21 protein-coding genes are annotated in these 20,476 nt (G+C 69.7%); 19 read left to right on the top strand and 2 right to left on the bottom strand.

The genetic code is table 11. From position 1 onward, the window contains the following. Nucleotides 1–645: 645 nt before the first annotated feature. On the bottom strand, nt 646–897 hold the full coding sequence (locus tag B9Y95_RS20930) for a hypothetical protein (RefSeq protein WP_170169547.1): 252 nt from the start codon (nt 895–897) through the stop codon (nt 646–648). Between the two features lie 114 nt (nt 898–1,011). On the opposite strand from B9Y95_RS20930, the gene B9Y95_RS20130 reads away from it, so the two are divergent. The 16 genes from B9Y95_RS20130 (at nt 1,012) to der (ending at nt 16,436) form a co-directional block, all read left to right on the top strand. Continuing rightward, on the top strand, nt 1,012–1,680 hold the full coding sequence (locus B9Y95_RS20130) for a hypothetical protein (RefSeq protein WP_234994192.1): 669 nt from the start codon (nt 1,012–1,014) through the stop codon (nt 1,678–1,680). Next, on the top strand, nt 1,610–2,686 hold the full coding sequence (locus tag B9Y95_RS20125; RefSeq protein WP_085514426.1) for an HAD-IIA family hydrolase: 1,077 nt from the start codon (nt 1,610–1,612) through the stop codon (nt 2,684–2,686). Before B9Y95_RS20130 ends, B9Y95_RS20125 begins: the two co-directional genes overlap by 71 nt. Nucleotides 2,687–2,777: 91 nt before the next feature. After that, complete coding sequence (locus B9Y95_RS20925; protein ID WP_170169559.1) at nt 2,778–2,936, top strand: hypothetical protein; 159 nt, start codon at nt 2,778–2,780, stop codon at nt 2,934–2,936. A 3-nt stretch (nt 2,937–2,939) separates the two neighbouring features. After that, nucleotides 2,940–3,791, top strand: a complete 852-nt coding sequence (locus tag B9Y95_RS20120; protein WP_085514425.1) for a TlyA family RNA methyltransferase — start codon at nt 2,940–2,942, stop codon at nt 3,789–3,791. 4 nt (nt 3,792–3,795) lie between these two features. Beyond that, nucleotides 3,796–4,806 (top strand): NAD kinase, encoded by a 1,011-nt coding sequence (locus B9Y95_RS20115; RefSeq protein WP_085514424.1) that lies wholly within the window; start codon nt 3,796–3,798, stop codon nt 4,804–4,806. After that, on the top strand, nt 4,803–6,500 hold the full coding sequence (gene recN, locus B9Y95_RS20110; protein WP_085514423.1) for a DNA repair protein RecN: 1,698 nt from the start codon (nt 4,803–4,805) through the stop codon (nt 6,498–6,500). Before B9Y95_RS20115 ends, recN begins: the two co-directional genes overlap by 4 nt. An 86-nt stretch (nt 6,501–6,586) precedes the next feature. Further along, complete coding sequence (locus B9Y95_RS20105; RefSeq protein ID WP_123539806.1) at nt 6,587–8,281, top strand: CTP synthase; 1,695 nt, start codon at nt 6,587–6,589, stop codon at nt 8,279–8,281. Continuing rightward, a complete protein-coding gene (locus tag B9Y95_RS20585; protein WP_123539725.1) occupies nt 8,274–8,912 on the top strand; it encodes an NUDIX domain-containing protein in 639 nt (212 codons plus the stop codon). The genes B9Y95_RS20105 and B9Y95_RS20585 overlap by 8 nt, the downstream gene beginning before the upstream one ends. 3 nt (nt 8,913–8,915) lie before the next feature. Further along, entirely contained in the window at nt 8,916–9,851 is a 936-nt protein-coding gene (gene xerD, locus B9Y95_RS20580; RefSeq protein WP_123539724.1) for a site-specific tyrosine recombinase XerD, read from the top strand. Nucleotides 9,852–9,936: 85 nt separating this feature from the next. Beyond that, nucleotides 9,937–10,812: a ParA family protein gene (locus B9Y95_RS20095; RefSeq protein WP_071260744.1), complete on the top strand. Its 876-nt coding sequence runs from the start codon at nt 9,937–9,939 to the stop codon at nt 10,810–10,812. A 103-nt stretch (nt 10,813–10,915) separates the two neighbouring features. After that, the gene (locus B9Y95_RS20090) at nt 10,916–11,683 is read left to right on the top strand and encodes a segregation and condensation protein A (RefSeq protein WP_064295504.1); all 768 of its coding nucleotides are present in this window, start codon (nt 10,916–10,918) and stop codon (nt 11,681–11,683) included. Further along, nucleotides 11,676–12,311, top strand: coding sequence for an SMC-Scp complex subunit ScpB (gene scpB / locus B9Y95_RS20085; RefSeq protein WP_085514421.1), 636 nt, complete (start codon nt 11,676–11,678; stop codon nt 12,309–12,311). Before B9Y95_RS20090 ends, scpB begins: the two co-directional genes overlap by 8 nt. Further along, nucleotides 12,277–13,098, top strand: a complete 822-nt coding sequence (locus tag B9Y95_RS20080) for a pseudouridine synthase (RefSeq protein ID WP_085514420.1) — start codon at nt 12,277–12,279, stop codon at nt 13,096–13,098. The genes scpB and B9Y95_RS20080 overlap by 35 nt, the downstream gene beginning before the upstream one ends. Further along, nucleotides 13,095–14,195: a prephenate dehydrogenase gene (locus B9Y95_RS20075; protein ID WP_085514419.1), complete on the top strand. Its 1,101-nt coding sequence runs from the start codon at nt 13,095–13,097 to the stop codon at nt 14,193–14,195. Before B9Y95_RS20080 ends, B9Y95_RS20075 begins: the two co-directional genes overlap by 4 nt. 8 nt (nt 14,196–14,203) lie before the next feature. Then, on the top strand, nt 14,204–14,941 hold the full coding sequence (gene cmk / locus B9Y95_RS20070) for a (d)CMP kinase (protein WP_085514418.1): 738 nt from the start codon (nt 14,204–14,206) through the stop codon (nt 14,939–14,941). Continuing rightward, a complete protein-coding gene (der, locus tag B9Y95_RS20065; RefSeq protein ID WP_085514417.1) occupies nt 14,928–16,436 on the top strand; it encodes a ribosome biogenesis GTPase Der in 1,509 nt (502 codons plus the stop codon). Before cmk ends, der begins: the two co-directional genes overlap by 14 nt. Nucleotides 16,437–16,527: 91 nt before the next feature. On the opposite strand, the gene B9Y95_RS20060 is transcribed toward der, so the two are convergent. After that, a complete protein-coding gene (locus B9Y95_RS20060; protein ID WP_085514416.1) occupies nt 16,528–17,178 on the bottom strand; it encodes a TetR/AcrR family transcriptional regulator in 651 nt (216 codons plus the stop codon). A gap of 146 nt (nt 17,179–17,324) precedes the next feature. Between B9Y95_RS20060 and B9Y95_RS20055 the strand changes: the two genes are divergently transcribed. The 3 genes from B9Y95_RS20055 to B9Y95_RS20045 all read left to right on the top strand — a co-directional run bounded on the left by B9Y95_RS20055 (nt 17,325) and on the right by B9Y95_RS20045 (nt 20,395). Next, complete coding sequence (locus B9Y95_RS20055; protein ID WP_085514415.1) at nt 17,325–18,239, top strand: NUDIX domain-containing protein; 915 nt, start codon at nt 17,325–17,327, stop codon at nt 18,237–18,239. A gap of 100 nt (nt 18,240–18,339) precedes the next feature. Then, complete coding sequence (locus B9Y95_RS20050; RefSeq protein WP_085514414.1) at nt 18,340–18,828, top strand: NfeD family protein; 489 nt, start codon at nt 18,340–18,342, stop codon at nt 18,826–18,828. Nucleotides 18,829–18,874: 46 nt separating this feature from the next. Beyond that, a complete protein-coding gene (locus B9Y95_RS20045; protein ID WP_064295482.1) occupies nt 18,875–20,395 on the top strand; it encodes a flotillin family protein in 1,521 nt (506 codons plus the stop codon). Nucleotides 20,396–20,476 lie beyond the last annotated feature (81 nt).

Raw genomic sequence — 20,476 nt, 5'->3', positions numbered from 1 at the left:
GTACTGCAGGGGGGACCCTGTGGGAGAGTAGGACACCGCCGGACTTCTTCGTTGAAATGGCCACCCAAGGTTCTTGGGTGGCCATTTTGCGTTAAGTCGTCGTTTCACGGGTACCGTGGGACAAGAATTCAACAGCAGGTTGACGCCGGGTGACGGCGTCCGAGCACCGTGGAGATCATCGTGAGTGACCAGTCAGCAGACCAGCCCGACAAGGGTGAGCGACGTCCTCCGAGATCTTCCGGTGACAACCGTGGGAACGGTGGTGCTGCACGGCGCGATGATCGCGCTCGTGGTGCCGATCGCCCGCAGCGGTCCGATGCGCCCAGGAGCGATCGTCCACGTACGGATCGTCCTCAGCGATCGGACCGTCCAGCACGCAGTGGTGACCGTCCGTCATCAGGGGATCGTCCTCAGCGTTCGGATCGTCCTGCCTGGCAGAATGATCGCCCGACGTCGGGGGACCGTCCGCAGCGTTCGGACCGTCCCGCGCGCAGTGGTGACCGTCCGTCATCAGGCGATCGTCCGCAGCGCTCTGATCGTCCTGCGTGGCAGAAGGATCGCCCAGCGTCTGGCGAGCGTCCGCAACGATCGGACCGTCCCGCCTGGCAGCAGGACCGGCCGTCGTCGGGGGACCGCCCGCAGCGCTCAGACCGTCCCGCGCGCAGCGGTGACCGCCCATCGTCCGGTGATCGTCCGGACCGCGGAAACCGCACCGACCGTGGACACTCCTCTGAGCGCGGTGGCCGTCCCGACCGCGGGCGCGACAGCGGCGGACGCGAGCTGTGGACGCGCGACGGCGCTCCGGCCCGCGGGGACCGCGACGCGTTCCGACGCGAGCGCGAGCTCACCGAGGAAGAGCGCATCGCGTTCGAGCTCAAGTCGATCCGTCCGCGTCACGACGACCCGGAGATCCCTGACGACGTCACGCCGCAGGACCTCGACAAGGGTGCGCGGAACGAGCTGAAGACCCTGAGCAAGGAGAACGCCGACGGCGTCGCTCAGCACCTTGCGATGGCGGCGCGTCTGATCGACAGCGATCCTGCGTTGGCCCACCTCCACGCGATGTCCGCTGCCCGTCGGGCCGGCCGGATCGCGATGGTCCGCGAGACCCTCGCCATCACCGCGTACGAGACCGGCGACTACGCCCTCGCGCTTCGCGAGCTGCGGACCTATCGCCGTATCTCCGGCAAGGACGACCAGCTGCCGCTCATGGTCGACAGTGAACGCGGCGTCGGCCGACCGGAGCGTGCCCTGGAGCTCGGACGGTCCGTCGATCGCTCGACCCTCGACGTACCGGTCCGCGTCGCCCTCGCGATCGCGATGTCTGGTGCCCGGCTCGACCTCGGGCAGACCGAGGACGCGCTGCTCGAGCTCCAGATCCCGCAGCTCGACCCGAAGCGTGCGTTCTCCTACAGCCCGGCGCTGTTCAACGCGTACGCCGAGACCCTCGAGGTCCTCGGCCGTGAGGAGGAGGCGGCCGTCTGGCACGACCGGGCGATGATCGCTTCAGAGGCGCTCGAGCAGTCCGCTGCGGACGACGAGGGCGAGACGATGGTGGTCGTGGAGGAGTTCCTCGGGTTCGACGACGAACCCGAGTCGCCCACGGCCGATGCCCCTGAACCCGACGATCAGCCCGGGGAGGAGCCGACCGGTGAGTCCGCTGCTGACGAGAAGGCCTAAGCCCGTGACCCCGCTCGACGGCGTCGACGTGGTCCTCGCGGATCTGGACGGCGTGGTCTACGCCGGCCCGAACCCGATCCCGCACGCAGTGGAGTCGCTGAACCTGGCGGCAGAGCACGTTCGCGTCGGATACATCACGAACAACGCCTCCCGGACGGACGCCTCCGTCGCGCAGCACCTCACCGACCTCGGCCTCAGTGTCGCGCCGTCGGAGGTCGTCACGAGCCCACAGGCCGCGGTCCGGCTGCTGGCCGGCCTGGTGCCCGCCGGGTCGACGATCCTGGTGGTCGGTGGCGCCGGGCTCGTCGACGAGGTCGAGAAGGGTGGCTTCGTCGTCACCCGCTCGGCTGAGGACTCGCCGGCTGCGGTGATCCAGGGCTTCGCTCCCGAGGTCGGCTGGTCGCAGCTGGCCGAAGCGGCGTTCGCACTGCAGACGCCGACCGCCGACGGTTCCGAGCTGCCGTGGGTCGCGACGAACACGGACTGGACCATCCCGCAGGCTCGCGGGATCGCTCCGGGAAACGGCACGCTGGTGTCGGCCGTCCACACGGCGGTCGGCCGTCTGGCGACCGTCGCCGGGAAGCCGGAGGTACCGATCTTCGACGAGGCGAAGGTGCGTTTCGGTGCATCGAAGCCGCTCTTCATCGGCGACCGACTCGACACCGACATCCTCGGCGCGAACCGCGCCGGAATCGCGTCAGCTCTCGTCCTGACCGGCATCGATCGAGCCAAGCACGTCCTCGCCGCCGACCAGCACTCCCGGCCGACGTTCATCCTCGAGGACCTGCGGCAGCTGCACGAGCCGTATCCGGCCACCACCATGTCGCGCGACGGCAAGGCGGCGACCGTCGGCGCGGCCACGGTGAGGATCCGTGGGAACGACGTCGTGGTGGAGTCGGACGGCCCGTCCCGGATCGACCTGTTGCGCGCTGCGTGCGCCGCGATCTGGGCGTCCGGCCGTGCGATCTACGGGCTCAACGTCCCGGAGCACCTGTACGCGGAGTGATGCCCACCCCTCGGAAGACGCGGGTCGCCACGAGTGTTCGCCCACAGCGGTTCCCGGGGGCGGCGACGGTGGCGGCCGGTAAGGTTGCCCTGTGACGAACGAACCGGAGCACCCGACCGGCGGCCTCGTGTCCCGCGTCCATCTCATCGACGAGCAGCCGCTCGAGGAGCGGGCCGCCGCATACAGCCAGCTCGTCGACGAACTGCGGGCGACGCTCGAGGGGAGCGACTCGCCGAAGACCTCGGCGTAGCGCATGGAGAACACACCCGAACCTCCGGCTGCAGCCGATTCGCCGGACGGCGCCGCGCAGCCCGCCCGCCTCGACGCCGCCCTCGCCGCGCGAGGACTCGCACGCTCCAGGACCCATGCGGCCCAGCTCATCGCCGACGGCCTCGTGAGCGTCGACGACCGCACGATCGTGAAGGCCTCCCACCGGGTCCACCCGGATGCTCGGGTCGTCGTCGCCGGCGCCGACCACTACGTGAGTCGCGCCGCCCACAAGTTGCTCGCCGCCCTGGACACCTTCCCGGTCGTGGTCGACGACGCACTCGTCCTCGACGCCGGCGCCTCCACCGGCGGATTCACCCAGGTCCTGCTCGAGCGTGGAGCGCGTCGGGTGATCGCCCTCGACGTCGGGCACGACCAGCTCGTGCCGCAGCTGCGGGACGACGAGCGGGTGCAGGTCGTCGAGGGGTGCAACGTCCGCTTCCTGACGCCGGAGCAGCTCAGCGAGCTCACCGGTCTGGACGAGCGTCCGTCGCTCGTGGTCGGCGACCTCTCGTTCATCTCCCTCACCCAGGTGCTCCCGGCACTCGTGTCGGTCGTCGCGTCACCGGCGGAACTCGTCCTGCTCGTCAAACCACAGTTCGAGGTCGGTCGTGGTGGCGTCCGTGAGGGCGTCGTCACCGATCCCGCGCTCCGTGCCGACGCCGTCGCAGGCGTCCTGTGGGCGGCCTGGGACCTCGGACTCGGGACTGCAGGCCTCATCCCGTCGCCGATCGTCGGCACCCACGGCAACCGCGAGTACGTGGTGTGGATATCGGCGGAGCACGGAAACAATCCGACAGAATGGATGCAGCAGATCACCTCGATGGCTGGAGCGTAACCCGATGGCACATTCCACCGATCCTGCGGTCGCGGCGAGGAACATCCTGGTCGTCGCGCACACCGGCCGCGACGACTCGCGCGATGCCGCCGTGCTCGTGTCCAGGCTGCTCCTGGAGGCGGGCGTCCGCCCGGTCCTCAGCGCGCTGGAGCGGGCCGACCTCATCGCCGTCGACCCGGAGCTCGACGTCGTCTCCATCCTCGACGAGGAGGTCTCCCTCGGCGACATCGAACTGGCGATCGTCCTCGGCGGCGACGGCACGATCCTGCGAGCGGCCGAGGTCACGCGAGGATCCGCGGCGCCGCTGCTCGGCGTGAACCTCGGCCACATCGGCTTCCTCGCCGAGAGCGAGCGCGACGACCTCGCCGAGACGGTCGAACGCGTCGTGCGTCGCGACTACTTCGTGGAGGAGCGGATGACGCTCTCCGTCCGGGTCAAGGTCGGCGCGGAGGTCGTCTACGAGACGTGGGCGCTCAACGAGGCCACGGTCGAGAAGGCGAGCCGGGAGCGCATGCTCGAGGTCGTGATCGAGGTCGATCAGCGTCCGCTCTCCTCCTTCGGGTGTGACGGGGTGGTCATCTCGACGCCGACCGGCTCCACCGCCTACAACTTCTCGGCGGGCGGCCCAGTCGTGTGGCCGTCGGTGGAGGCCATCACCCTCGTCCCGCTCAGCGCGCACGCCCTGTTCGCGAAGCCGCTCGTGGTCGGCCCGGAGTCGTCCCTCGCCGTCGAGGTCCTGGAACGCACCGACGGCCTCGGCGTGCTCTGGTGCGACGGCCGCCGGGCCAAGGACCTCCAGCCGGGTGCACGGGTGGTCGTCAGACGCTCCTCGGTGCCGGTCCGCCTCGCGCGCCTCCACGAGAGCACCTTCACCGATCGACTCGTCAACAAGTTCCGGCTGCCGGTCACCGGTTGGCGCGGCCCCGTCGGACGTGAGGAGCCGATGACCGGCACGATCCACCTCCCGGCCTCCACGACCACCCGACACCACAGCGATCAGGAGGGCAACGCATGATCGAGGAGATCGAGATCCGCGACCTCGGCGTCATCGCATCCGGGACGCTCCCACTCGGACCCGGTTTCACCGCAGTGACGGGCGAGACCGGCGCAGGCAAGACGATGGTGGTCACCGCCCTCGGGCTGCTCCTCGGTCAGCGGTCGGACAGCGGCGTCGTGCGAGCGGGCCAGAAGCAGACGAGCGTCCAGGGACGCTGGTTGGTGCCGGGCGACGGCGCGGTCGCCGAGCGCGTCCGCGAGGCCGGGGGAGACCTCGATCCCGCCGGTGATGCGGCAGAGCTGCTGCTCGGTCGGATCGTGACCGCCGAGGGCCGCGGCCGCGCGATCGTCGGTGGCCGCACCGCGCCCATCGGGATCCTCTCCGAACTCGGCGAGCAGCTCGTCGTCGTGCACGGCCAGTCAGACCAGATCCGTCTGCGGGCCGCGCCGGCCCAGCGGGACGCCCTGGACCGCTTCGCCGGTGAACCGCTCCAACTGGCCCTCGGTGACTACCAGCGGCGCTACACGGAGCTCCAGGAGCTGCGGACGGAACTCGAGACCCTGACGAACGAGCGCGACACGCGACTCCTCGAGGCCGAGCAACTGCGCGTCGCGCTGGCCGAGATCGAGGAGGCCGACCCGCAGCCCGGCGAGGACGCCGAGCTGGCCGAGCGCGCCGATCGACTGACCAACCTCGAAGAGCTCCGTCTCTCGGCGGCCGGCTCCCGAGAACTCGTCTCGGCCGAGGCGGGCGAGGAGAGCGACGTCGTCGGACTGCTCGAAGGCGCGCGGCGGCAGCTCGACCGGGCCTCGGTGCACGATCCCGCCCTCGGCGCGATCGCCGCGAGTGTCGCCAATGCGAGCTACCTGGCCGCGGAGATCGCCGCCGAGCTCTCGAGTTACCTCGCCGGACTCGACGAGGACGGCGCTCGCGAACTCGAGGTCGTCCAGGAGCGCCGCGCGACCCTCGCGACGCTCGCCAGGAAGTACGGCCCGGCGCCCGAGGACGTCCTGCACCTGCTCGAGACGGGCAGCACCCGCCTGATGGAGCTCGACGGCGACTCCGACCGCATCACCCAGCTCGAGGGCGACGTCGAACGACTTTCCGGGGAGGTCGACGCCGCGGCTGAGACGTTGAGCGCCGTCCGGGTCGAAGCCGCCGCTCGACTCGGCGCAGCCGCGAGCGCGGAACTGCGCTCGCTCGCGATGGCCGAGGCTGAGCTCGTCGTCGAGGTTTCCGATCGCGACGACCTCACCCTGCACGGCAAGGACGTGATCGCCTTCCTCCTCCGGCCGCACGCCGGTGCCGAGCCCCGACCGCTCGGCAAGGGCGCCTCGGGCGGAGAGCTGTCCCGCGTGATGCTCGCTCTCGAGGTCGTCATCGCCGGCGCGGACCCCGTGCCCACCTTCGTGTTCGACGAGGTGGACGCCGGCGTCGGCGGAGCCGCGGCGATCGAGATCGGGCGCCGCCTCGCGGCCCTCGCCGAACGCTCGCAGGTGATCGTCGTCACCCACCTCGCGCAGGTCGCGGCCTTCGCCAACAACCACCTGAGCGTGGTCAAGGGCGGTGACGGTTCGGTGACGGCCTCGAGCGTTCGCCAGCTCGTCGGCGCCGAGCGTGAGGCGGAGATGGCGCGGCTGCTCTCCGGGCTCGCGGAGTCCGACAGCGGCCTCGCCCACGCCCGCGAACTGCTCGCCCTCGCAGCATCATGACGACGCGACCGCGAAGGAAGCGCCACATGATCCCGATCTGGATGGTAGGATAAAAGCCCGTGGTGAATACTTATGAAGCGGGCAACCTGAACTCTCCGACCGACGGCATCGTCTCGGGCTCCAACGGCACGACCAAGCACATCTTCGTGACTGGTGGTGTCGTTTCTTCGTTGGGCAAGGGGCTCACCGCAGCCAGCCTCGGCAACCTGCTGACGGCGCGCGGGCTCCGGGTGGTAATGCAGAAGCTCGACCCCTACCTCAACGTCGACCCGGGCACGATGAACCCGTTCCAGCACGGCGAGGTCTTCGTGACCGACGACGGCGCCGAGACCGACCTCGACATCGGCCACTACGAGCGGTTCCTCGACATCGAGCTGAGCCAGGCCGCGAACGTGACGACCGGTCAGATCTACTCGACCGTCATCGCCAAGGAGCGCCGTGGCGAGTACCTCGGCGACACCGTGCAGGTCATCCCGCACATCACGGACGAGATCAAGCGCCGCATGCGCCTGCAGGCGTCCGAGGCGCCCCAGCCCGACGTGATCATCACCGAGATCGGTGGCACGGTCGGCGACATCGAGTCGCAGCCGTTCATCGAGTCGGCTCGCCAGATCCGCCACGAGCTCGGCCGGAACAACGTGTTCTTCGTCCACGTCTCGCTCGTGCCGTACATGGGCGCCTCCGGTGAGCAGAAGACGAAGCCGACGCAGCACTCGGTCGCGGCCCTCCGATCCATCGGCATCCAGCCCGACGCACTCGTGCTCCGCAGCGACCGCCCCGTGACCGAGAGCAACAAGCGCAAGATCGCGCTCATGTGCGACGTCGACGAGGATGCGGTCGTGAACGCGGTCGACGTCCCGAGCATCTACGATATCCCCACCATGCTGAACGACCAGGGCCTCGACGCCTACATCGCCGACCGCCTGGGTCTCGTCACCAACGAGGTCGACTGGAGCGGCTGGGCCGACCTCCTCGAGGCCGTCCACCACCCGAAGCACGCCGTCACCATCGGCCTCGTCGGCAAGTACATCGACCTGCCCGACGCCTACCTGTCGGTGACCGAGGCGCTCAAGGCCGGCGGCTTCGCCCACGACACGAAGGTCAGCATCCGTTGGATCCCGTCCGACGACTGCGAGACCGTCGAGGGAGCGATCAAGGCGCTCGCCGACGTCGACGGCATCTGCGTCCCCGGCGGCTTCGGCATCCGCGGCATCGAGGGCAAGCTCGGCGCCCTGAAGTTCGCCCGTGAGAACGGGATCCCGGTGCTCGGCCTGTGCCTCGGCCTGCAGTGCATGGTCATCGAGTACGCCAGGAACGTCGTCGGGCTCGAGGGCGCCAGCTCCTCCGAGTTCGACCCCGACACGCAGTTCCCCGTCATCGCGACGATGGCCGAGCAGGTCGAGATCATCGCCGGCGGCGACCTCGGCGGCACGATGCGCCTCGGTCTGTACGCGGCGAAGCTCGACGAGGGCTCGATCGTCGCCGAGCTGTACGGCGCGGACGAGGTGTCCGAGCGTCACCGTCACCGCTACGAGGTGAACAACGGCTACCGCCAGCAGATCGCGGACGCCGGCCTCCAATTCTCCGGTCTGTCGCCCGACGGCACACTCGTCGAGTACGTCGAGCTGCCGCGCGAGGTGCACCCGTTCTACGTCGCGACGCAGGCGCACCCCGAGCTGCGGTCGCGCCCGAACCACGCGCACCCACTGTTCGCCGGTCTCGTCGGTGCTTCGCTCGAGCGTCAGCAGGCGAGCCGTCTGTTCGACGTCGCCAATGGTTGAGTCGGTCGGCGACGCCGCGTCGTTGCGCGACGAGTCGCACCCCGTCGAGGTGGTGTCCTCCGAGCGCGCGTTCGCGGGCAAGGTCTGGGACATCCGTCGGGAGACGTTCCGCTACGGCGACGGCGAGGTCGTGCGCGAGTTCGTCGACCACACCGGGGCGGTCGCGGTGTTGGCGCTCGACGCCGACGAGCGCGTCCTGCTCATCCAGCAGTACCGCCACCCGATCGGTGAGCGCGACTGGGAGCTGCCGGCCGGCCTGCTCGACATCGCGGGGGAGGACCCGGCCGTGGCCGCGGGTCGCGAGCTGGAGGAGGAGGCCGACCTCGTCGCCGGTTCGCTCCAGCTGCTGACGGAGTTCTACACGACGCCCGGTGGCAGCAACGAGTCGATCCGCATCTACCTCGCGCGTGACCTCACCGCGACCGCCGAGGTCTTCGCCCGTGCTGAGGAGGAGGCGGACATCCTCGTGGAGTGGGTGCCCCTCGACGACGCCGTGGCCGCGGTGCTCGACGGCCGGCTCCACAACTCGATCCTGATGCTCGGCGTCCTCACGGCCGCCGCGGCTCGCGATCGCGGGTGGTCGACGCTGCGCGACAGCGGCGACTCCACGATCGGGCCGGGCGGAGCCTGAGGCGTGGCGCTCGATCGCGCGGTCGCCGACTACCTGCGGCACATCGCGATCGAGCGTGGGCTGTCGGCCAACACGCAGGCCGCCTACCGACGGGACCTCGAGGGCTACCTCGCCTGGCTCGGGGCGCACGGCGTCGTCGAGGCACCGGCCGTCACCGCCGCGCACGTGTCGGAGTACACGGCGTCGCTCCGGACACCCGAGGGGCAGCCGGTGCGCGCGTCCTCGCTCGCCAGGGTGCTGTCGTCCATCCGTGGCCTCCACCGGTTCCTGCTCGACGAACAGCTCGTCGAGGTCGACGTCGCACGTGAGGTGCGGCCTCCGAAGCTCCCGGGGCGGCTCCCGAAGGCGATCACGATCGACCAGGTCCGTGCGCTGCTCGAGACGACCGACGGCGACGACCTGCTGGCCGTCCGCGACAAGGCGCTCCTCGAACTGCTCTACGCGACAGGGGCCCGCGTCTCCGAGGCCGTCGGGCTGAACGTCGACGACGTCATCGACGCCGACATCGTCCGACTCCTCGGCAAGGGCGGCAAGCAGCGGATCGTGCCGCTCGGCAGCTTCGCCCGTGACGCCGTCGACCGCTACCTCGTGCGCGTCCGGCCCGTCTTCTCCGGCCTCGGCCGGTCCACGCCGGCGCTCTTCCTCGGGCAGCGCGGTGCGCGGCTGTCCCGCCAGAGCGCGTGGCTCGTCCTCCAACGCGCCGCCGAGCGCTCCGGACTCGAATCGCACGTCTCGCCGCACACCCTCCGACACTCCTTCGCGACGCACCTGCTGCAAGGCGGAGCCGACGTCCGCGTCGTGCAGGAACTCCTCGGTCACTCCTCGGTGGCGACGACCCAGCTGTACACGCTGGTGACGGTCGACAACCTCCGCGACGTGTACACGCAGTCCCATCCCCGGGCCAGATGGACCGCGGGCGGAGCGGCACCGCAGGCCTGACCCGTGGCCCGGTAGACTCGTCATTCGAACGACAGCAAGCGGGAGCGAGGCAACACCGGTGGCCGGTACGAAGCACACGAGCGCAGTGCAGGATTCTGCGCGCAAGACCGCCGCCGAACTGAACCCGAACGGCCCGACCGGCCGCCCGCGTCGTGAGTTCGCGGTGCCGCCCACACTGGCGCAGCACGGTCCGGCACGCATCATCTCGCTCTGCAACCAGAAGGGTGGCGTCGGCAAGACGACGACCACCATCAGTCTGTCCGCCGCGCTGGCCGAATACGGCCGCCGGGTGCTCGTCGTCGACTTCGACCCGCAGGGCGCGCTGTCCGCCGGTCTCGGCATCTCCACCCACGACTCCAACACCGTGTACGACCTGCTCCTCGGCACGGTCAAGGACCCGGCCGAGGTCATCCAGCACACCGCCATCGAGGGTCTCGACGTGCTCCCGGCCAACATCGACCTCTCGGCCGCCGAGGTCCACCTCGTCAACGAGGTCGCGCGCGAGACGATCCTGGCCCGGGTGCTCCGCAAGGTGTCCGACGACTACGACGTCATCCTCATCGACTGCCAGCCGTCGCTCGGCCTGCTCACGGTCAACGCGCTCACCGCCAGCCACGGGGTGCTCATCCCGCTCGAGTGCGAGTTCTTCGCGCTCCGCGGTGTCGCGCTGCTCATCGAGACCATCGACAAGGTGCGCGACCGCCTCAACCCGGCGATCGAGCTCGACGGCATCCTCGCCACCATGTACGACTCCCGGACCCTGCACTCGCGTGAGGTCCTCGAGCGCGTCGTCGACGCGTTCGGCGAGAAGGTCCTCGAGACGGTCATCGGACGGACCGTGAAGTTCCCCGACGCGAGCGTCGCGGGAACCCCGATCACCGAGTTCGCACCGGAGCACGCCGCCGCGAAGGCCTACCGCCAGCTCGCGAGAGAGCTCATCTCCCGTGGCGCGATCGCCTGATCCCGCGCGGACGCCCGTGGCCGTCCTCCCTCCGGCCGGCGACACCGGCTCGCGCTCCGATGAGGCGACGACCGTCGACCCCGCACCGGCACCGTCGTTCCGGGTGTCGTTCGAGGGCTTCGAAGGGCCCTTCGACCTCCTGCTGACCCTCATCGGCAAGCACGAACTCGACATCACCGAGGTCTCGCTCAGCCGCGTGACCGACGAGTTCATCGCCTACCTGCGCACGCTCGAGGCCGACGACGAACTCGACCAGGCGAGTGAGTTCCTCGTCGTGGCGGCCACCCTGCTCGACCTCAAGATCGCCGGGCTGCTGCCGCAGGGTGAGCTCGTCGACGCGGAGGACGTCGCCCTGCTGGAGGCGCGTGACCTGCTGTTCGCGCGCTTGCTGCAGTACCGCGCGTTCAAGCAGGCGTCGGCGTGGTTCGCGGAGCGCCTCGACCTGGAGGCGGCGCGCCACTTCCGGGCGGTCCGGCTGGAGGAGCAGTACCGTCAGCAGACCCCGGAACTCGTCTGGACGCTGACCGCACAGGACTTCGGCGCACTCGCGACGCTCGCGTTCACACCGCGCGAGGTGCCGACCGTCGGTCTCGACCACCTGCACGCACCGCTCGTGAGCATCCGGGAGCAGGCGGCGCACGTCGTCGCCATCCTGCGCCGAGGCGGGTCCCACACCTTCCGCGAGCTCGTGGCCGGTGCGGAGCTGAAGGGTGTGGTCATCGCGCGCTTCATCGCCGTGCTCGAACTGTACCGACACGCCGCGCTGTCCTTCGAGCAGATCGAACCGCTCGGCGAGCTCACGCTCCGCTGGACAGCCGAGACCTGGAACGACGACAGCCTCGCCAACCTGGGAGCCGATTACGATGCCTGACGCGACACCCGAGTCGATCGAGCGGCCGACGAACGCCGCCCAGGGCCTGCCGGCCGAGCCCTCGCCTGTGCCGGCACCGGACGTCCCGCGGGCGCTCGAGGCGATCCTCATGGTCGCCGACGAACCGCAGAGCCTCGTGAACCTCGCCGCCGCCGCGCACGTCCCGGTCGGCGCCGTCCGACGCGCCATCGCCGAACTCGTCGCCGACTACGACGGTGAACGCGGTGGCGTCCGACGCGGGTTCGAACTCCGCGAGGTCGGCGGCGGCTGGCGGATCTACGTCCGAGCCGACTACGACGCGCTCGTCACCGACTACGTCGTGACCCAGAACCCGACGAAGCTGTCGCAGGCGGCGCTCGAGACCCTGGCCGTGATCGCCTACAAGCAGCCGATCAGCCGCGGCGCGATCGCCTCGATCCGCGCCGTCAACGTCGACTCCGTCGTCCGCACCCTCCTCGGTCGCGGACTCATCACGGAGATGTTCACCGACAGTGAGACGGGTGCCATCAACTACGGCACCACCGATCTCCTGCTCACCCAACTTGGTATCAACGCCATCGAGGAGCTGCCGCGGATCTCGCCGTTGCTCGACGATGGCCGGGAAGGATTCGACAGTGACCAGCACTGAATCAGAGGGCATCCGCTTGCAGAAGGTGCTGGCGAACGCCGGCGTCGCCTCGAGGCGCGTGTCAGAGCAACTCATCGAGGACGGCCGCGTGGAGGTGAACGGCGTCGTCGTCACCGAGCTCGGCTCGCGGATCGACCCGGAGCACGACCTCGTGTCCGTCGACGGCAGCGCCATCCAGCTCGACGCATCGAAGCGCTACCTCATGCTCAACAAGCCCGTGGGCATCTACAGCTCACTGAAGGACGACCGCGGTCGCCCCGACCTGCGCCGCTTCACCGAGCAGTACGAGGAACGGCTCTTCAACGTGGGCCGCCTCGACGCCGAGACGAGCGGTCTGCTCATCCTCACCAACGACGGCGACCTCGCGCACGTGCTCGCGCACCCGTCGTTCGGTGTGCAGAAGACGTACATCGCGAAGGTCACCGGCAAGGTCACCGCGCAGGTCCTCGCGAAGCTGACCGCGGGCATCGAACTCGAGGACGGACCGATCTCCGCCGACAAGGCCCGCCTGCTCGGCACCGAGGACGGCTTCAGCCTCGTGGAGCTCACGCTGCACTCCGGTCGGAACCGCATCGTCCGCCGCATGCTCGACGCCGTCGGCCACCCGGTCGTCGACCTCGTGCGCCGTCAGTTCGGCCCCCTGCACCTCGGGACCCTCGGATCCGGCCAGCTGCGCGAGCTGAACAAGGACGAACTCGGTGCCATCCTGACCATCGCCCGCGCACACGGTCCTGAAGCCCGCGCGGCCGACGGCACGGCAGCGGAGGCGTCGGAGCCGACGGCATGAGCGACCTGAGTTCCGCGCCCGCGCGCGTGCAGGGGGCGGTCCGCATCGTCGGAGCCGGCCTCCTCGGCGCGAGCATCGGACTCGCGCTGCGCGCCAAGGGCGTCGACATCATCCTCGACGACGCGTCGCCCAGCCAGTTGCGCCTCGCCATCGACTACGGCGCGGGTCGTGCGGCGGAACCCACCGACGACCCGTCCGTCGTCGTCATCTGCGTCCCGCCAGACGTCACCGCCCGCGTCATCGAGGCCGAACTCGCCGCGTTCCCGCGCGCCGTCGTGACGGACGTCGCGAGCGTGAAGCTCGAACCGTACCGGGCACTGCTCGAGCGCGGCGTCGACCTCACCCGGTACATCGGGTCCCACCCGCTCGCCGGCCGTGAGCGCGGCGGAGCGATCTCCGCCAGGGCCGACCTCTTCCTCGGCCGCCCCTGGGTGATTTGCCGCGACGCCGAGACACCCGCCTGGGCGCTTTCGCAGGTGGAGGGCCTCGCGCTCGACCTCGGCACCATCCCGATGGAGATGACGCCGGACGAACACGACCGCTTCGTCGCGCTCGTCTCGCACACGCCGCAACTCGTCGCGAGCCTCCTGGCCGCCCAGCTGCAGGACGCCGAGGAGGGCGCCATCCAGCTCGCCGGACAGGGCCTGCGCGACACCGTCCGCATCGCCTCGAGTGCGCCGGAGCTCTGGGTCCAGATCCTCAGCGCCAACCACGCCGAGGTCCTCCCCGTGCTGGAGCAGCTGTCCACGGACCTCACGTCGGTCATCTCGGCACTCCGGGACCCGGAGGTGCCGGGCGCTCGCCGCACGATCGCGGACACGATCGCCGCAGGCAACACGGGCGTCGCACGGCTCCCCGGCAAGCACGGACAGAACCGCCGGTTCGCGAGCATCGTCGTCCTCCTCGACGACCGCCCCGGCCAGCTGGGCGCCCTGTTCACGGAGCTGGGCGAGATCGGCGTCAACATCGAGGACCTGCGTCTGGAGCACTCGCCCGGCGCGAACATCGGTCTCGCGGAGGTCCAGGTCCTCCCCGAGGTGAAGCAGCGCACCGTCGACGACCTCGAGTCGCGCGGCTGGCGCATCGCGGAAGTATAGGAAGAGACATGACCGAACAGCACCCCACCAGCACCGACGCGTCGACGACGCCGGACGCACCCGTCGTGGTCGCGATCGACGGACCGGCCGGCAGCGGCAAGTCCAGCGTGAGCAAGGCCGTCGCCCGCCGGCTCGGCTACCGCTACCTCGACACGGGCGCCTGGTACCGCGCGCTCGCACTCCACACGCTCGATGCGGACGTCGACCCCGAGGACTCGGCGGCGGTGATCGGCTCGCTCGACGCGTTCGGTGGAGCCTTCACCGTCTCCCTCGACCCGGACGTGACCGCGTTCACGCTCGGGGATCGCGACGTCACCGACGAGATCCGCGGCCCTCGCGTGACGGACGTCGTGTCCGCCGTCGCCCGCGTCCCGGAGGTGCGTGCGTGGATCAACGAGACCTTCCGATCGCTCATCGCCGACGTCGACCGCCCGGGCATCGTCGTCGAGGGACGCGACATCACCACGGTGGTCGCACCGGATGCTCAGGCTCGGATCCTGCTCACGGCATCCGAAGCGGCTAGAATGGCCAGGCGTTCAGCGGAATTCGAGAGCCACCCTGCCGGCGACGTCGCGGAACAACTGCAGCGGCGTGATCGGGCGGACTCCAGGGTCGTCGACTTCATGAACGCGGCGGACGGAGTGACCACGGTCGACTCCACGCACATCGACTTCGACGAGACGGTCGACGCGGTCGTCCGCGTCACCGAATCCCTCACAGCAAGGAACTCCCATGGCTCACGATGACGAGCAGTTCGACGGAGGCCCCGACGACCTCGCGGACCGCCTCCAGGACATGGACGAGGAGCTCGCGACCCAGCGGGCCGCGTCCCTCCGCTCCGGCCTGGCCGACTACGACCTCGAGGGCGACGACCTCGACATCCTCGACGGCGCGACGGAGGACCCGGACGAGATCCGCTTCCTGCCGGCGCTGCCCGTCGTGGCGATCGTCGGACGCCCGAACGTGGGCAAGTCCGCCCTGGTGAACCGCATCCTCGGTCGTCGTGAAGCCGTCGTGGAGGACACCCCCGGTGTCACCCGCGACCGCGTCAACTACAAGGCCGAGTGGAACGACCGTCGCTTCACGGTCGTCGACACCGGTGGGTGGGAGCCCGACGCCAAGGGGATCGACGCGTCCGTCGCGGCCCAGGCCGAGATCGCCATCGACCTCTCCGACGTCGTGATCTTCGTGGTCGACGCCATGGTCGGCGCCACGGCGACCGACGAGCAGGTCGTCAAGCTCCTCCGCAAGACCGGACGCCCCGTCTTCCTCGTCGCCAACAAGGTCGACGACGCCCGTCAGGAGCCGGAGGCCGCGGCGCTCTGGAACCTCGGTCTCGGCGAGCCCCACCCGGTCTCCGCGATCCACGGCCGTGGTGTCGCCGACCTCCTCGACAAGATCCTCAAGGTCCTCCCGCAGGTCTCGGCCGTCGCGAAGGACGAGTTCGGCGGCCCCCGCCGCGTCGCGATCCTCGGACGCCCGAACGTCGGTAAGTCCAGCCTGCTCAACAAGACCGCAGGCGAGGAGCGCGTCGTCGTCAACGACCTCGCCGGGACCACCCGCGACCCGGTCGACGAGCAGATCGAGCTCGGCGGCAAGATCTGGCGCTTCGTCGACACCGCAGGCATCCGTCGCCGGGTGCACCTGTCGCAGGGTGCCGACTTCTACGCGTCGCTCCGCACCAGCACGGCGCTCGAGAAGGCCGAGGTGGCCGTCGTCCTCATCGACGTCACCGAGGTGATCAGCGAGCAGGACGTGCGCATCATCGACCTCGTCCTCGAGAGCGGTCGCGCCCTCGTGCTCGCCTTCAACAAGTGGGACCAGCTCGACGACGAACGCCGGAAGTACCTGGAGCGCGAGATCGAACAGGACCTCTCGCACGTGTCGTGGGCGCCGCGCGTCAACATCTCCGCGCGCACGGGCCGCCACCTCGAGCGTCTCGTCCCGGCCCTCGAGGTCGCACTCGAGTCGTGGGACATGCGTATCCCCACCGGCAAGTTCAACGCCTTCCTCGCAGAGCTCACGGCGGCGCACCCGCACCCGCTGCGTGGTGGCAAGCAGCCCCGCATCCTGTTCGGTACGCAGGCCGCGAGCCGTCCGCCGACCTTCGTGCTCTTCACGACCGGCTTCCTCGACCCCGGCTACCGTCGTTACGTGATCCGTCGCCTGCGCGAGATCTGGGGCTTCGAGGGCACGCCGATCAACGTCAACATGCGCGTCCGCGAGAAGCGCCAGCGCTGATCCGCGGCGTCCGTCCATCGGACGGCGACGACGAAGGCCCGGTACCACTCCATGGAGTTGGTCACGGGCCTTCGTCGTCGGCGGGGCAGGTTCAGCGCTGGTGCTCGACCGCTCGGTCGTCTGCGGGTGCCAGGGCGGATGTCTGCTCGAGATCGAACGGCCACCAGCTCGGCAGGAGCACGCTGGTCACCTCCAGGAACGACGCGATGTCGCGCGGGGCGGGGGTGTCGAGCCACACGCGGAACGTCGCGACGGAGCCGGCCGCCACGAAGAGCGCCGCCGATCGGACGAAGAGCTCACGCTGTTCCTCGTTCAGGCAGTCGGCGTGGGGGAAGGTGATCGCCCCGCGCTCGAAGACATCGAGGATGGTGGCGGTGAAGATCCGGTTGAGCATCGGTTGGAGGCTCGCGCCGATGACGTCGTCGCCGAGACCGACCCGGTAGACGTCGGCGCGCTCGTCGAGGTGGCGGAGCGTCGCGACGGTGACCCGCGCGATGACCGCGGCGGCATCGTCGGTGGAGACGGTGGAGAGGTGGGTCAGGCTGAGCTCGGTCAGTTCCTCGGCGAGCACCGATTCGAGCAACTCGCAGGGCGCCGCCGCGTGTTGATAGAACGTCGACCGGTTGATGCCGGCCTGCGCGGCGATCTCCGAGACGGAGATCTCGGAGGTGGGGCGTTCTGCGGCGAGTTGCAGGATCGTGCGCGCGAGCCGTGCCCGCGTCCGGCGTTGACGTGCATCCATGGGGGTCCTTCGCGTGGGTTCGGTGCGGCGGGCGCGAGCGCGGCCGATGCAATACTGGAGTTCAATATATAACATGTTCTCCACGTGCTGGGGAGACGACCCTGGGCAAAGGGGTGGCGCACAGCGTTTCGTGCCAGGCTGGTCCAATGACTGATGCGCATCCTCCCGGCGGCCCTGTCCGGGACGCCGGGGATGCCTGGGTCGAATCCGGGGACGGCCGGAAGTACTGGGGGCGGTTCGGTGCAGCCGGACTCCTCGTGCACGATCGGGCCCGCGGTGTGCTGTTGCAGCATCGGGCCGGCTGGAGCCACTTCGGCGGCACCTGGGGCATCCCGGGCGGCGCGCGTCACCAGTTCGAAAGCGCTGTGGACGGTGCGGTCCGCGAGTCGCACGAGGAAGCAGGTGTCCCCGCCGAGTCGATCGAGTTGCGGTTCGACTCCGTACTCGATCTCGGGTTCTGGTCGTACACGACGGTGATCGTCGAGGCGGTCGAGCCGTTCGAACCCGTGGTGTCCGACCCGGAGAGCATCGCTCTCGCCTGGGTGCCGCTCGCCGAGGTGGAGACGTTACCTCTGCACCCCGGCTTCGCCGATTCGTGGCCCGGCCTGCGGTCGCAGCTCGAGCGCCGTGTCACGGTCGTCGTCGACGTCGCGAACGTCGTCGGGTCGCGACCGGACGGGTGGTGGAAGGACCGTGCCGGAGCCGCACAGCGTTTCGTCGCGCGACTCGGCCGTCTCGCGCACGAGGGACTCGACGCCCAGGCGCTCGACCTCGACTTCAACCGCTGGTGGCCGGCCTACGTCGCCGTCGTCGAAGGACAGGCCCGTGGCGTCCACACCGATGATGACGCGCGAGAGCCTGGTCACGAGCTGCGGGCGGGCGTCTCGGTCGTCGACGCTGCGGGGAGTGGCGACGACGCGATCGTGGACGTCGTCCGGGAGCTCGACGGGGCGGTCGTCGTGGTCACCTCGGACCGGGAGTTGCGCGAACGCGTCGAGCGTCTGGGCGCGACGACTCGCGGTGCCGGCTGGCTGACGGACCTGCTCGACGCAACGAGCTGAGGGCCTCCGCAGTCGCTCCACAGGAGCCTGCAGCCCGTCGGCGCCGTCACGGGAGACCGCTTTCCCGCACGCCGCCTGGGCGTTCAGTAGGGTTGGTGTCATGACCCTGTTCATCATCGTCGGCGCCGTCGGTCTCGTGATCGTCCTCATCTCCCTGGTCTTCGGTGAGATCTTCGACTTCCTGGACGGGGCGGTCTCGGCCACCGCGCTCGGGAGCGCGTTCACCGTCTTCGGTGCCGTCGGCGCGATCGTGCTCGCGAACGGGCTGCCCCTCTGGTCCGCGTACGTCATCTCGGCCGTCATCGGTGTCCTCGTGCTTGTCGGCGTCCAGCTGATGATCCGGAGTTTCAAGCGGTCGGAGGACGGCACGCCGAGTTCACCGCTCGGTCTCTACGGCGTCGCCCGGTCGACCATCTCGGCTTCCTTCGGCGAGGTGAGCCTCGACGGTCCGCACGAGATCGAGACGCGCCTCGCCTTCTCCGACACCCGGATCGAGACCGGCAGTCGAATCCGCGTGGTCGAGCTCCAGGGCTCCCGCGTGAAGGTCGAACCCGCATCCAGCGGAGCCGCTGCCGACACGCAGCCCTGATTCCATCCATCCACCAGCACGCCCTCGAGGGGAAGGCACCTGCCCTATGGACTTCATCACCACCAACATCACGGTGATCGCCGTGATCGCACTCGTCGTGGTGGCGCTCGCGATCGTCGCGTTCGTCGCCGGACGAATCAAGCGCGTACCGCCGAACCAGGCGCTCGTCATCGTCGGTCGGGGGGCCGGCGCCAAGACGGGCGAGCCCGACGGCGGGCAGCGCGTCGTCATCGGTGGGCGGGTGTTCATCTGGCCGATCCTGCAACAGGGCTTCCCGATCTCGCTCGAGCAGCGTCAGATCGGCATCGTCGTGGAGGGCGTCGACACCAACTTCATCAAGGTCGCCATCCAGGCGAGCGTGAACTTCAAGGTGTCCGGCACGCCGGAGGGTGTGCGCCGCGCTGCGCAGCGCTTCCTCTCGCAGCAGGGGTCGCTGACGCAGATCATCCAGCAGTCCCTCGAAGGGTCGCTGCGTTCCATCATCGGCAACATGCCGATCAAGGAGATCATCTCCAACCGCAACGCCCTGTCCGAAGCGGTGGTCGAGGCGACCAAGACGGATCTCGCCGAGCAGGGCCTCCAGGTCGACCTGCTGAACATCTCCGACATCTCGACGCCGGGCACCAACTACCTCGCCGACCTCGGTCGAGCGGAGAACGCGCTTGCCCGGCAGAACGCGGAGATCAAGGAGGCCGAGACCGCTCGTGCGTCCGAGTTCGCGCGGATCGAAGCGGCGGAGCAGGTCGCGGAGCGTCAGAAGGCCCTGAGCCTCAAGCAGGCGACCATCAAGGCGGAGACCGACCGCGCGAACGCCGAGGCCGAGGCCTCCGGTCAGCTCGCCACGGCGCAGCAGGACCGCCTGGTCGCGGAGCAGGAGCGCGAGGCGCTCGCCGAGAAGGCGAAGGTGGAGCAGGAGCGTCTCGACATCGAGGTGCGCAAGCCGGCCGAAGCCGACGCGTACGCGACGGTCCAGCGCGCGCAGGCGGCCCGTGATGCAGCGAATGCCGCAACGGAAGCCGACGCGTTCAAGCGCAAGACCATCGCCGAGGCGAACAAGGTCGCGGCGGTGCAGGACGCCCAGGCGGCTGCGGAGTCCGTGCGTCTCGCCGGTACCGCCGAGCGCGACAAGCAGATCGCGTTGGCAGAGGGTATTCGCGCGCAGGGTGACGCGAAGGCGTCGGCTGTGGCCGCGGAGGGTCTGGCGGAGGCCGAGGCGATCGACGCGAAGGCGGAGGCGCTGAAGAAGTACGGCGAGGCCGGTCTGGCCTCCGAGATCATCGCCCGTCTGCCTGAGATCACGCGAGCCGTGTCCGAGCCGCTCGGCAACATCTCGAACCTCACGGTCATCTCGACTGAGGGCGCGTCCGCCGTCACGAAGACGGTCGGTCAGGTCGTCAGCGAGGTGCCGAAGGTCGTCAAGGACATCACCGGGCTCGACCTGTCCGCCCTCCTGGGCGGGGTCGCCGGTGGCGCGCTGGGGGAGAACCTCCAGCAGGCGATGTCCGACAACGCAGCTGCGGCTGCGAAGCGTCAGCCGAAGACGCCCGCGTCACCCGACGCCGTCTGAGTCGCTGGATCATCGGGAGCCGGTCGCCTTCGGGTGGCCGGCTTCTGGCGTTGTTCCACGGTTGTTCGCGCGATTCGCCGG

It is taken from the genome of Plantibacter flavus, from assembly GCF_900177615.1.
In the GTDB taxonomy this organism is placed as follows: Bacteria; Actinomycetota; Actinomycetes; order Actinomycetales; family Microbacteriaceae; genus Plantibacter; species Plantibacter flavus.
This window is presented reverse-complemented; position numbering and strand designations above follow the sequence as displayed.